The sequence below is a fragment of the Pseudomonas sp. GW822-FHT02E03 genome (assembly GCF_058802325.1).
Genome location: NZ_JBXAOA010000010.1, coordinates 59,263 through 71,524, shown reverse-complemented (window position 1 = coordinate 71,524; position 12,262 = coordinate 59,263). Strand labels below are relative to the sequence as shown.

Below are 12,262 nucleotides of genomic sequence, written 5' to 3'. Positions count from 1 at the left end.
TTGATCTTGCCCTTTTAAACCCGCAACGTCCGCGTCATGCGCAGCGCCAGCAAACTCCCACAAACAATCACACCCGCCAGCAGATACAGCGCCGCATCAGTCGAGCCGGTGCTGTCCTTGACCCAACCCACCAGGTACGGGCTAAGAAAACCCGCCATCTGCCCCATGGAGTTGATCAACGCCAACCCACCGGCAGCCGCACCCGCGCTGAGCATGGCGGTCGGCACGGGCCAGAACATCGGCAGGCCGGTGAGGGCGCCCATGGTGGCGATGGTCAGCCCGAGAATGGCAATGGCGGGGTTGGCAGCGAAGTTCACCGCAATCAACAGACCCACCGCGCCCATCAGCATCGGCACCACCAAGTGCCAGCGGCGTTCTTTGCGCAAATCAGCGGAACGACCGACCATCAACATAAACACCGCCGCCAGCAGATACGGAATCGCACTGAGCCAACCAATCACCAGGTTATCGCTGAAACCCAGATTCTTGATGATCGACGGCAGCCAGAAGTTGATCGCGTAGACACCGCTCTGGATGCAGAAATAAATCAGGCCGAAAGCCCAGATCGCCGGGTTCTTGAACACCGCCAGCAGGGAATCGGTAGCAGTTTTCGGTTTGCTGGCCAGGTCTTGAGCGTGATCGGCCTCAAGCACCGAACGCTCGTAAGGGGTCAGCCACTTGGCGTTGGCGTAACTGTCGCTGAGCAGGAAGTAGGCGAGGGCGCCGAGAATAACGGTCGGTATGCCTTGCAGCAGGAACATCCACTGCCAACCGGCCAAACCAGCCTGGCCTGCGCCGAAGTGGTTGAGGATCCAGCCGGAAAACGGACTGCCAAGCAGACCGGACACCGGGATCGCCGACATGAACAGCGCCATAATGCGGCCACGACGGAACGTCGGGAACCACTGCGAGAGATAAAGCACCACTCCCGGAAAAAAACCGGCTTCGGCGGCACCGGTAAACAGGCGCAACGTGTAGAACTCGGTCGGTGTGGTGACGAACAACAGGCAAGTCGACAGCGTGCCCCAAGTGATCATCATCAGCGCGATCCAGCGTCGCGGACCGAATTTGGTCAGGGCCAGGTTGCTCGGTACGCCGCAGAGTACATAGCCGATGAAGAAGATCCCGGCACCGAGGCCGTACACGGTTTCGCTGAATTTCAGTGCGTCGAGCATCTGCAGTTTGGCGAACCCGACGTTCACCCGGTCGAGGTAATTGAACAGGTAGCAGATGAAGATGAAGGGGATCAAGCGCAGGGTAATGCGTTTGTAAACGGCGTTTTTGTCGTCAGCGGTGGCCAGGGTAGCTGCGGCGCTCTGTGACATGGCGGGCTCTCTCTTTATTATGATTTTTTGCGACGCAAGGGTAACGTTGATCGCCCAGTGAGTCTCGGCCACCCCTTGGGTGATTGTCTTTGTGCCTGAGCACAGGGTTTATGACCAAGGCCTGTGCGGGTGAACAACCCGTTCCATCACGTTTTCAAGGAATCGCGCTATGTTCGAACTCGATCACGACCTGGCCCAGGACATCGTCGACCGGGCGATGGCCATCCTGCCGTACAACGTCAATGTCATGGACAGTCAGGGACTGATTCTCGGCAGCGGCGAGCCGGAGCGCATCAACACCCGCCACGAAGGCGCACAACTGGTGCTGGCCAACGGGCGCGTGGTGGAGATCGACGCGCAAACGGCGATTCATCTCAAAGGCGTGCAGCCGGGCATTAATCTGCCGCTGTTGCTCGATCAGCGTTTGATTGGCGTGCTCGGCATTACCGGCGAACCCGAGCAATTGCGCACCTATGCCGAGCTGGTGCGAATGACCGCCGAGATGCTGGTGGGCCAGCGCAATCAGCAGGCCGAGCAGCAATGGCGGCGTCAGCGTTGCGATGATCTGCTGGCACTGCTGCTCAGCGAGGCGGGGGATTCGCCGCGGTTGCTGGACGAAGCGCAGCAGCTGGGGCTCAAACCGCAGTTGACGCGGGTGCCGTACCTGTTCGAGTTGGGCATGGAACACGGCCCGGGCCAGACCGTCGAAGCGCTCAGCGCCTGGCTGATGTCGCGTTATCCGGACAGTTGGTGCGTGAGTTCGGCCAAGTCCTCGTTACTGTGGTGCCGACCGGCAACGCCAGCGATCGAGAACGAACGGCTGCTGGAGAAGCTCGATGGCCTCGGCTGGAATATTTTGCGCATTGCCGTGGGCGGGCAGGCCGATGGATTGTCGGGATTGCGCCGTTGCTATCGTCGGGTCGGTGATCTGTTGGCCTATGGACGCGATGTGTTACCGCATTCGCGCTTGTTGACCCTGAACCGCTATCGGCTACCGGTGATGCTCTGGCGGCACCGCAACGACGATGCGCTGGATGAACTGTTGCGGCCGCTGCGCAAAGTCATCGCCAAGGATGGCAACGGCCAACTGCTGGCGACGCTGCGCAGTTGGTGCGAACACGACGGCCAGAGCCAGGCCTGCGCCGAGGCGCTGGGCATTCATCGCAACAGTCTGCGTTACCGCATGGAGCGGATCGCCGAACTCAGCGGCGTCGACCCGCTAAAACTGGATGGAATGCTCGCGCTTTACCTTGGTGTCCAGCTGCTGCCCCAAACCGAACTGCCAACCGCAATCCCGTAGCACCGTAGCAGCTGCCGAGCTTGCGAGGCTGCGTTCGGCGGCGAAGCCGTCGTGAAATCATGCACCGCGGTGTATCAGGGAAACTTTGTTGGTTGGAATTACGACGGCTTCGCCGCCGAACGCAGCCTCGCAGGCTCGGCAGCTGCTACGACGAGAGGTGTGTGCAGAGGTTTTTGTGGAAATGAACAATAATCCTCATGCCCGCTTGTGCAGCGGACCGGCGTTATTGTTCATGGCGGCTGGCAGCATGGACGCATTGGAACTGGAGAATTCGCATGAAAATCGTCATCGCCCCCGATTCGTTCAAGGACAGCCTGAGTGCTCAAGGTGTGGCCGAGGCCATTGCGCTGGGGCTGGCGGAAGTCTGGCCGGATGCACACTTGATCAAGTGCCCGATGGCTGATGGCGGGGAAGGCACGGTCGAGTCGATTCTGGCCGCATGCGACGGCGAACTGCGCCGTACCCATGTTCGCGGGCCGCTGGGTGCCACGGTCGATGCCGCGTGGGGCTGGCTGCCACAGAGCCACACCGCGATCATCGAAATGGCCGAGGCCAGTGGCCTGCAACTGGTTGCGCCGAACCTGCGCGATGCCTGCACCAGCAGCACCTACGGCACCGGTGAATTGATCCGCGCCGCGCTGGATGCCGGCGCGCAACGGGTGATCCTGGCGATTGGCGGCAGCGCTACCAACGACGGCGGGGCCGGGGCAATGCAGGCCTTGGGTGTGAAACTGCTGGACGCTCAGGAGCAAACCCTGGTACCGGGTGGTCTGGCCTTGGCGCAATTGGCCCGCCTCGACCTGAGTGGCATTGACCCGCGACTGGCCGGGGTGCGTTTCGACATCGCCGCCGACGTCAATAACCCGCTGTGCGGCCCTCATGGTGCCTCAGCGATTTTTGGACCGCAGAAAGGTGCATCGCCCGAGCAAGTCGAGCAACTGGACCAGGCCCTCGGGCACTTTGCCGAACTCTGCGCACAAGCTTTGGACAAGGACGTGCGCGACGAACCAGGCAGCGGCGCGGCGGGCGGATTGGGGTTTGCCGCCAAGGCGTTTCTCGGTGCGCAATTTCAGGCCGGGGTGGAAGTGGTCGCTGAACTGGTCGGGCTGGCCGAGGCGGTCAAGGGCGCCGATCTGGTGATCACCGGTGAAGGTCGTTTCGATGCCCAGACGTTGCGCGGCAAAACCCCGTTTGGCGTGGCGCGCATCGCACGCCAGCACGGCGTGCCGGTCATCGTCATCGCCGGCACCTTGGGCGAGGGGTATCAGGCGCTGTACGAGCATGGCATCGATGCGGCCTTTGCCTTGGCCAGCGGGCCGATGACACTGGAGCAGGCCTGCGCCGAGGCGCCGCGTTTGTTGCGCGAGCGCGCCCGTGATATTGCGCGGGTGTGGCGGGTGGCGGCCCGCAAGGCCTGACTCAATCGTCAGCAGAAAGAAATCCTTGTGGGAGCGGGCTTGCCCGCGAAGCGGTGTGTCAGGCACCACCAATGTTGACTGTGCCGCCGCCTTCGCGGGCAAGCCCGCTCCCACAGGTTCTGCATTTAAGCTAACGAGTGTTTCACCGCTGAAACACGCCTGCCTCCCTCGAAAAATATTTCTCCAACCCCTGCAAAAAACCTCAACCCCGGCCGATACAACTAACAGGCGCACACAAACCAATTACAACAGTGGCGCCAAGCTGAAAGGTACGCGTCATCGCCCGCCTGACAGTGATCCCCGCAAGGATGCTCGCCGCCTCAATTACCGAGATCATCCTATGTCACTGCGTAATCTGAAAATCGCGCCTCGAGCTTTCCTGGGTTTCGCCTTCATAGCCTTGCTGGTCATCGTGCTGGGTGTGTTTGCCGTGAACCGCATGTCGATCATCCGCCAGGCCTCTGTCGATATGGAAATGACACAGTTACCCAGCATCGGGTTTCTGGGTAACGTGACAGAAAACGTCCTGCGGCTGCGGATTCTCTCGTTCCGCGTACTGGTCAACCGTGATCCGGCGGCGTTGCAGGAGGCCCAGACCCGCATCGGCGTGCTCGTCGACAAGGTGCGCAGCGCCCAAGCCAGCTATGCCGCCTTGCCGGCCGGCCCTGAAGAAGCCGCGCTGTACAAAACCTTCGCGACAACCCTCGACAACTACATACAGGCCCAGAGCCAAATGCTGGACCTGTCGCGGCAGAACAAACTGGAGGAGATGCGCGCCCTGATCAATACCCGGATCAAGGAAGGCACCGATCAGATGGGCGAGCAACTGAACAAACTGGTGGCGCTCAACGCCGCCGATGCCAAAGCCGCGTCGGCCAAGGCGGGTGAGCATTACAGCGAAGCCTTTATCGGCATCGTGACGGTGGCGGTAATGGCTTCGTTGCTGACCGTGCTGCTGGCCTGGCTGTTGACCCGCAGCATCCTCACACCGCTGAACCGTGCGGTGCTCGCGGCCGAAACCATTGCTGGCGGCAACCTGAGCAAGGTCATCGAAGTCGACGGCAACGACGAACCGGCGCGTTTGCTCGGCGCCTTGGCCGCCATGCAAACCAACCTGCGCAAGACCATCGAACAGATCGCCGGCTCCGCGACGCAACTGGGCGCCGCCGCGGAAGAACTCAGCACCGTGACGCAAGAAGCGTCCCGGGGCCTGCAACAGCAAAACAACGAAATCGAACAGGCCGCCACCGCCGTCAACGAAATGACCGCCGCCGTGGAAGAGGTGGCGCGCAACGCGGTGTCGACCTCCGAAGCCTCAAACCAGTCGACCCAGGCGGCCCGCGAAGGTCGTGACCGGGTGGTGGAAACCGTCGACGCGATCCAGACCATGACCCACGACGTGCAAAACACCGCATTAATGATCGAGGGCCTGGCGACTCAGGGCCGCGACATTGGCAAAGTGCTGGACGTGATTCGTGCCATCGCCGAACAGACCAACCTGCTGGCCCTCAACGCCGCGATTGAAGCGGCCCGTGCCGGGGAAGCCGGGCGTGGCTTTGCGGTGGTGGCGGACGAGGTCCGGGCGTTGGCCCATCGGACCGCGCAGTCGACCCAGGAAATCGAGAAGATGGTCGCCGGCATCCAGAACGGCACCGGCGAAGCGGTTTCGTCGATGCAACAAAGCAATCAGCGCACCCAAAGCACTCTGGAAATGGCTCGTGCGGCGGGTATCGCCCTGGAGCAGATCACCCAATCGATTCAACTGATCAACGAACGCAACCTGGTGATCGCCAGCGCCTCGGAAGAACAGGCTCAGGTGTCCCGTGAAGTCGACCGCAATCTGGTGAACATTCGCGACCTGGCTACCCAGTCTGCCGCCGGTGCCAACCAGACCAGCGCCGCCACCCACGAACTGTCGCGATTGGCGGTTGATTTGAATGCGATGGTGGCGCGTTTCGTGATTTGAGATAGGGTTGAAACTGGAACTCGCGCGTTAGGAGAAGTACATGCGCTATTCAGCCTTGACCCAACGAATCGATGGTGACGGAGCCGCAGCCTGGAAGATTCATGATCGAGCGCTGGAATTGCGCGAGCAGGGCGTCGACGTGTTGCTGCTTTCCATTGGCGACCCGGATTTCGACACGCCGCTGCCGATCATTCACGCCGCCATCGATAGCCTGTTGGCGGGTGACACCCATTACTCGGATGTACGCGGCACCCGCACACTGCGCAGTAGCATCGCCAGCCGTCATCAGCGGCGCAGCGGCCAATTGGTGGATGCCGACCATGTGATCGTACTGCCTGGCGCGCAGTGCGCGGTGTATTCGGTTGCCCAATGCCTGCTCGACCCTGGCGATGAAGTGATCGTCGCCGAACCGATGTATGTGACCTATGAAGGCGTGTTCGGTGCCTGCGGAGCCAGCGTGGTGCCGGTGGCGGTGCGTCCGGAAAATGGCTTTCGGGTTGAACCGGCGGATGTCGCGGCGCTGATCACCTCAAAAACCCGCGTCATTTTGCTCAACAGCCCGAATAATCCCTCAGGCGCCAGTCTGTCGTTAAAAAGCTGGAAGGCGCTGGCGGCGCTGTGCGTGCAGCATGACCTCTGGCTGATCAGCGACGAGGTCTACAGCGACCTGTTGTTTGAGGGCGAGCACATCAGCCCGGCCAGTCTGCCGGGGATGGCCGAGCGCACCGCGACGATCAACAGTCTGTCCAAATCCCATGCCATGACCGGCTGGCGGGTGGGCTGGATGATCGGCCCGAAACCGTTGGCTGAACATTTGATGCATCTGTCGCTGTGCATGCTGTTCGGCCTTCCGGATTTCGTCCAGAACGCCGCGCAAGTAGCGCTCGATAAAGACTTGCCGGAAGTGGCACTGATGCGCGAGGAATATCGCCAGCGTCGCGATCTGGTGTGCGCAAGGCTAAGCGGTTGCCCGGGTATCCGGCCGATCAAACCGGATGGCGGGATGTTCGTGATGGTCGACGTGCGCCAGACCGGGCTCGGTGCACAAGATTTTGCCGAGCGTTTGCTGGAAGGGTACGGCGTGTCGGTGCTGGCTGGTGAAGCCTTCGGGCCGAGCGCGGCGGGGCATATTCGCATTGGCCTGGTGGTGGATCAGGCGAGGCTGGCGGATGCGTGCCAGCGGATTGCATCGTGTGCGGCGCAGTTGCTGCAGGTGCGACGGGCCTGAAGGATGTGTGTTGCGTTTGATGGCCTTTTCGCGGGTAGCCTCGCTCCTACACGGGATTTTGTGGCGTTCACAAAACCCCGCGGGAGCGGGCTTGCCCGCGATTGCCTCTACGGTATCGCATAGACCTTGAACAGCTTTTTGTCCGTGTCGGTAATGCCTTCCAGGTAGGTGTCGTATGCCTGCTCGATCTCGCCCGATCGATACATTTCACTCAGCGCGGTGTCGACCAGCAAACGGAAATCTTCATCGTCGCGATCCACCGCCATTGCAGTCGGCGAGTACTCAAAAACTCGATCCAGCAGGACCAGATTCCCTGCGGAATAGTTATTGGCGAGGAGATTCTTCAGCATCATGCGTTCGGCGAAGAAAGCATCAGCTTTGCCTTCGGCGACCAGTTTGATGCCCGCTTCAGTGTTCTCGACCGTGACCAGGGTAGCCACCACACCGAGTAATCGCATCTGTTGACGGATCCATGCCTCGGTGACGCCACCTGCGGTGGCGGCATAGGTTTGGTTGGCCAGCCCATGATTGATGGTCGCACGCCAGGTCGGTCCGGTATGGGCTACTTTGCCATTAAGTACATTGAGCAACGCCTCAGGCGCTTCCTGGCGCACCACTGCCGAGAGGCCGGCCGTGTAGATCGGAACCGAGAAGCTCACACGCTTGCGTCGCGCCAATGTGGGGGGAGTCGGCGTGCAGAGGATGTCGATCTCGCCCGAGCTCACGGCATTCATCTCGTCGTTGATGGAGACGGGGCGGTAACGCACCTGCAACGCGGGCAAACCCAGCTCGGTTTTGATTTTGTCGGCGACCTTCAGACAAAGCTCGATCGCATAACCGCTGGCTTTGTCGCCTGCCTGGACGGTAAAGGGTGCGAAGTCCGGCAGGTAACCGAGGGTGAAGGTATTACTTGCCCGTACGCGTTCAAGGGTATTGGCACCAGCCAGTACCGGCACCATTGTGAACAGGCAAACGAACAGCAAGTTAGTGGCTTTGGTCAGTTGTACGTTCATATCCTTGGCGCCCCACATTCGGATGTCTGTGCTGTCTTGAAAATACAGCTAAGGATTGCCGCCCCTGATTGGAGACAAATCGACAAAACGCTTGGAAAGGAAGCCATAGAGCAGGTAGCCGAATGCAAGGACAATGAGGCCACCGAATACGGCATCCTTGCCGCAGGCATAAAGGGCATACAACGAATACCCCACGCCGATCAGTAATACCATCGTGTTGCGGGTATAGATCCCTGTACTGACTTTGGCTTTGTACATCATGACCAGCAGGCCGGTGGCGGCTGTCACATATGGGATCAGGTTGGTCACCGCTGCCAGGCTGACGAGCTTTCCGAACTGGGCGCTGGCATTGGGCGAGATGGTCGAGAGTGCCATCAAGGTCTGAAAGACGCCGCAGACGAGCATGCCGAGAATGGGCGCATTCTGTGTGCTGACCTTGCTGAACAATTTCGGGAACATGCCTCGGTCAGCAGTCATCTTCGCCGTTTGTGCCAGGGTGAACTGCCAGCCCAGCAGCGAACCAACACAAGCCATCACTGCCAGCGCCATGACAATGTTGCCGACCGTGGGGGTGAACATATGTGCATAGACAAGCGCGAAGGGCGCCGAAGAGTTGGCTAGTTCGGCATTGGGTACGATGCCCTGAATGACCGTAGTCGACAGCACATAGACCACTGCCGCGCCCATTGTGCCGAACAGGCAAGCCAACGGTACGGTGCGCTTGGGATCTTCCACTGCATCGGAGGCCTGTGCCGCCGATTCCATGCCAAGAAAAGCCCACAGAGTAAGGGGAATAGCCTTACTAATGGCATCAGAGATCGGCAGGCTGTTCGGATTCCAGGCGGCAATCAGCACATCGGGCTTGAACCAGAACCAACCGATGATGCTCAAGCCTGCCACCGGGATGATCACCCCCCATACGGTAATCGCGCCGATCTTGCCGGTGATGCCGGGGCCACCGAAGTTGGCCATGGTGGTCAACCAGAGCAGACCAACCGTACCGATAAACAGAGGAATGGCGCCGCTGCCCAGCCAAGGCACGAACGATGTCATGTAACCCACCGCGGAGATGGCGACGGCCACGTTGGCGATGCCCAGCGACAGAAAGTACAGATACGAACAGAGGAAGAAGCCTGATTTGGCGTGTGCCTCTTCGGTGTAGGCAGACAACCCGCCTGAGTGCAGGCAGTAAATGCCGCACTGGGAAAAGCAGTAAGCGATGGCCATCGAACCGACGGCAGTGACGATCCATGACAGCAACGAAACGGCCCCGAGTTGGGCCATGCTCGTCGGCAACATGATGATACCCGACCCCATCATGTTCACCGTCACCAGAGTGGTGAGCCCCATGAGGCTCATTTTCTTGCTTGAGTCGGCCATCGGAAACTCCTTAATCTGCTCAACACATTGACCATAGCCCTGATTGCCATGCTCAACGTCGGGAAATAGCCCATCGAACAGATTTATCGCCAGTTAGTCTCATCGAAGATGGCTTTTGCCGCCGCCTCAACTCCGCCAACGTTGCGCGAAGACTGTTCGCGACACATTTCAAGCGATGCTCGCCGAGGCAAGAGGCTCCCGCGATGCTGCGCGTGCAGCCAGGAAGGCAAGAACGGCCGCTACGCCCAGCACAGTGGCGCTCAACTCGAAGGTCGCCCGATAGCCGCTCAAGTCAAAGACCAGCCCGCCAACGGTTGCGCCAGACGCGATTGCCAGTTGGATGATCGCTACCATTAAGCCGCCTCCCGCTTCAGCAGCGTCTGGCAACGTTTTCGCCAGCCATGTCCACCACCCCACGGGCGCAGCAGTCGCAACCAGTCCCCAGAGGCCAAGCAAAACAGTCGTGATGGCCGCCGAGCTACCGAATGAAACAAGCGCCAGTGCAATCACCGCCATCAAGATCGGGATGACGATGAGGGTTCGATGCAGACCATTTTTCAAGAACGCTTCAATCAGGAAGGTTCCTGCGAGGCCCGCAATACCCAGGACGAGCAACATCAACGACAGCATGGAAACACTGACGTGGGTGACCGTTTCAAGAAACGGGCGCAAATAGGTAAAGAGCATGAACTGGCCCATGAAAAACACGCTGACCGCCACCATGCCTAACGCGACCGGTGTGCGTTTCATCAACTTGAAGACGTTGCCAGTGCCTGAACCGCTTTGCGATTTCATCGGTGGAAGGCTTGACAACAGCCATACACAAGCCGCTATCGCGACTGGGATGACACACAAGAATGCACCGCGCCAGCCAATCAGGGCACCGAGAAAACTGCCCAGTGGCGCTGCAATAACCGTCGCCAAAGCATTGCCGCCGTTGACGGTTGCCATTGCGCGAGTGATCTGGTCATCAGGCACCAGGCGCATGGCGGTTGCCGCCGACAATGACCAGAAGCCACCTATCGCAACACCGATCAGCGCGCGGCCGATCATGAACACCCAGTAGTTCGGGGCGAACGCGACTACTGTCCCAGAAAGAATCATAAGCAGTGTCAGTGAAAGGAGCAGCGGTTTGCGGTCAATCCGCGCAGCCACCGATGCGATCAGAAGACTGGTGAACAAGGCAAACAGCCCCGAAACGGAGATTCCCTGGCCGGCTTGTCCCTCGGTGACGTGTAGATCTGTGGCAATCGGTGTCAGGAGGCTGACGGGCATGAACTCCGATGCCACCAGCACGAAGGCGGCGAGGGACATGGCGAATACGGCGCCCCATGATTTATGGGGCACAGGGAGGAGGTGATCAGTCATTGGTTGAATCCTGTATTACGCGAAGCGTCGTAGCCCCGAGGACGAGGCTACGAGAGAGGTGATGCCCGGCCAGGGCACCGATCAGGCTACTTGAGGTTGCTTTTGAAGAACGTGGTCAACTTGGCGAATGGAATGAGGTTGACCCGATCGTAAAGATCCACGTGTCCGGCATCTGGAATAATGAGCAACTCTTTAGGCTCGGCGGCCCGCTTGTAGGCGTCCTCACTGAACTCGCGTGAGTGTGCCTGGGCGCCGGCAATGAACAGCAGCGGGCGAGGGGAGATAGTCTCGATGTCATTGAACGGATAGAAGTTCATGAACTTCACGTTGCTGGTCAGCGTCGGCATGGTGGTTGTCTGCGGCGATGCGCCGGCCGGAGTGACTTCGCCTCGGTGGGTGCGATAAAAATCGTAGAACTCGTCACCCACGGCATTGCCGGTCAGTTTGAGCGGCGTGCCGCCGGTGTAGCGGATTTCGCCACCCTGGAATTCGGCATAGCGCTGCTCGGTGGCGTCACGAATGATCTGCTGGCGTTGTTCCGCAGTCACTGCGTGTTTGAGACCGTTACGGTTGGCTGCACCCATGTCGTACATGCTGACGGTGGCGATGGCCTTCATACGCGGATCAATCTTGGCCGCACTGATAGCGAAGCTGCCACTGCCACAGATGCCAAGGACGCCGATTCGCTCAGGATCGACAATTGGGTGAGTGCCGAGAAAGTCCACGGCGGCACTGAAGTCTTCTGCGTAAATATCGGGCGAGACGGCCTGGCGAGGCACGCCCTCGCTCTCGCCCCAGAAGGACAAATCCAGGGACAGGGTGACAAATCCTTGTTCGGCCATTTTGGTGGCGTACAAGTTCGCACTCTGCTCTTTCACCGCCCCCATTGGATGGCCGACGATGATGGCGGCGTTCCTGGATTTGGGGGCGAGGTCTTTCGGGGTGAACAGGTTGCCCGCCACCTTCATACCGTATTGATTCTTGAAGGTGACCTTTTCAACGGTCACTTTCTCGCTTTTGTAGAAGTTGTCCGCGCCGTTTGACATATCGGCTCCCATTGAAGAAAAAGAGGCAACGAGAAGCCCCAGGGCAAGAAAAATTCCTTTCACCGGATAGTCCTTTCGATTGAGTTGTAGTTTGCTGGAGTGCTTTGACCCAGTGCTTAATCAGCCAACATGGCGTTGTCGATCACGAAGCAATACTTGACGACATGGGAGATTCCTCAATGGGTTTGTCGGATGAACATTCTCCGGTTCTGCCCATA

9 protein-coding genes are annotated in these 12,262 nt (G+C 59.6%); 4 read left to right on the top strand and 5 right to left on the bottom strand.

Annotation, left to right across the window (positions count from 1 at the left end):
• Positions 1-14 precede the first annotated feature (14 nt).
• Complete coding sequence (locus AC1RQB_RS10370) at positions 15-1,325, bottom strand: MFS transporter (RefSeq protein ID WP_063343739.1); 1,311 nt, start codon at positions 1,323-1,325, stop codon at positions 15-17.
• 169 nt (positions 1,326-1,494) lie between these two features.
• Here AC1RQB_RS10370 and AC1RQB_RS10365 point away from each other — a divergent pair, with 169 nt between their 5' ends.
• The 4 genes from AC1RQB_RS10365 to AC1RQB_RS10350 all read left to right on the top strand — a co-directional run bounded on the left by AC1RQB_RS10365 (position 1,495) and on the right by AC1RQB_RS10350 (position 7,237).
• Positions 1,495-2,625, top strand: a complete 1,131-nt coding sequence (locus tag AC1RQB_RS10365; RefSeq protein WP_063343738.1) for a sugar diacid recognition domain-containing protein — start codon at positions 1,495-1,497, stop codon at positions 2,623-2,625.
• Positions 2,626-2,900: 275 nt separating this feature from the next.
• Positions 2,901-4,043 carry a glycerate kinase gene (locus AC1RQB_RS10360; RefSeq protein WP_063343737.1) on the top strand — a complete coding sequence of 381 codons (1,143 nt, stop codon included), beginning with the start codon at positions 2,901-2,903 and terminating at the stop codon, positions 4,041-4,043.
• Between the two features lie 340 nt (positions 4,044-4,383).
• Complete coding sequence (locus AC1RQB_RS10355) at positions 4,384-6,009, top strand: methyl-accepting chemotaxis protein (protein ID WP_063343736.1); 1,626 nt, start codon at positions 4,384-4,386, stop codon at positions 6,007-6,009.
• Positions 6,010-6,049: 40 nt separating this feature from the next.
• Positions 6,050-7,237 carry a pyridoxal phosphate-dependent aminotransferase gene (locus tag AC1RQB_RS10350; protein ID WP_063343735.1) on the top strand — a complete coding sequence of 396 codons (1,188 nt, stop codon included), beginning with the start codon at positions 6,050-6,052 and terminating at the stop codon, positions 7,235-7,237.
• 107 nt (positions 7,238-7,344) lie between these two features.
• Here the strand turns inward: AC1RQB_RS10350 and AC1RQB_RS10345 are convergent, their stop codons facing one another.
• The 4 genes from AC1RQB_RS10345 to AC1RQB_RS10330 all read right to left on the bottom strand — a co-directional run bounded on the left by AC1RQB_RS10345 (position 7,345) and on the right by AC1RQB_RS10330 (position 12,044).
• Positions 7,345-8,250, bottom strand: coding sequence for an amino acid ABC transporter substrate-binding protein (locus AC1RQB_RS10345; protein ID WP_063343734.1), 906 nt, complete (start codon positions 8,248-8,250; stop codon positions 7,345-7,347).
• A 48-nt stretch (positions 8,251-8,298) separates the two neighbouring features.
• Positions 8,299-9,630: a putrescine-ornithine antiporter gene (potE, locus tag AC1RQB_RS10340; protein ID WP_063343733.1), complete on the bottom strand. Its 1,332-nt coding sequence runs from the start codon at positions 9,628-9,630 to the stop codon at positions 8,299-8,301.
• A gap of 168 nt (positions 9,631-9,798) precedes the next feature.
• Entirely contained in the window at positions 9,799-10,998 is a 1,200-nt protein-coding gene (locus tag AC1RQB_RS10335; RefSeq protein ID WP_063343732.1) for an MFS transporter, read from the bottom strand.
• Between the two features lie 86 nt (positions 10,999-11,084).
• Complete coding sequence (locus AC1RQB_RS10330; protein WP_404943007.1) at positions 11,085-12,044, bottom strand: alpha/beta hydrolase; 960 nt, start codon at positions 12,042-12,044, stop codon at positions 11,085-11,087.
• Positions 12,045-12,262 lie beyond the last annotated feature (218 nt).

Excerpts from the sequence above, each read along its gene's own strand:
- AC1RQB_RS10370 (WP_063343739.1), bottom strand. The coding sequence starts at position 1,325 with ATGTCACAGAGCGCCGCAGCTACCCTGGCCACCGCTGACGACAAAAAC.
- AC1RQB_RS10365 (WP_063343738.1), top strand. The coding sequence starts at position 1,495 with ATGTTCGAACTCGATCACGACCTGGCCCAGGACATCGTCGACCGGGCG.
- AC1RQB_RS10360 (WP_063343737.1), top strand. The coding sequence starts at position 2,901 with ATGAAAATCGTCATCGCCCCCGATTCGTTCAAGGACAGCCTGAGTGCT.
- AC1RQB_RS10355 (WP_063343736.1), top strand. The coding sequence starts at position 4,384 with ATGTCACTGCGTAATCTGAAAATCGCGCCTCGAGCTTTCCTGGGTTTC.
- AC1RQB_RS10350 (WP_063343735.1), top strand. The coding sequence starts at position 6,050 with ATGCGCTATTCAGCCTTGACCCAACGAATCGATGGTGACGGAGCCGCA.
- AC1RQB_RS10345 (WP_063343734.1), bottom strand. The coding sequence starts at position 8,250 with ATGAACGTACAACTGACCAAAGCCACTAACTTGCTGTTCGTTTGCCTG.
- potE (WP_063343733.1), bottom strand. The coding sequence starts at position 9,630 with ATGGCCGACTCAAGCAAGAAAATGAGCCTCATGGGGCTCACCACTCTG.
- AC1RQB_RS10335 (WP_063343732.1), bottom strand. The coding sequence starts at position 10,998 with ATGACTGATCACCTCCTCCCTGTGCCCCATAAATCATGGGGCGCCGTA.
- AC1RQB_RS10330 (WP_404943007.1), bottom strand. The coding sequence starts at position 12,044 with ATGTCAAACGGCGCGGACAACTTCTACAAAAGCGAGAAAGTGACCGTT.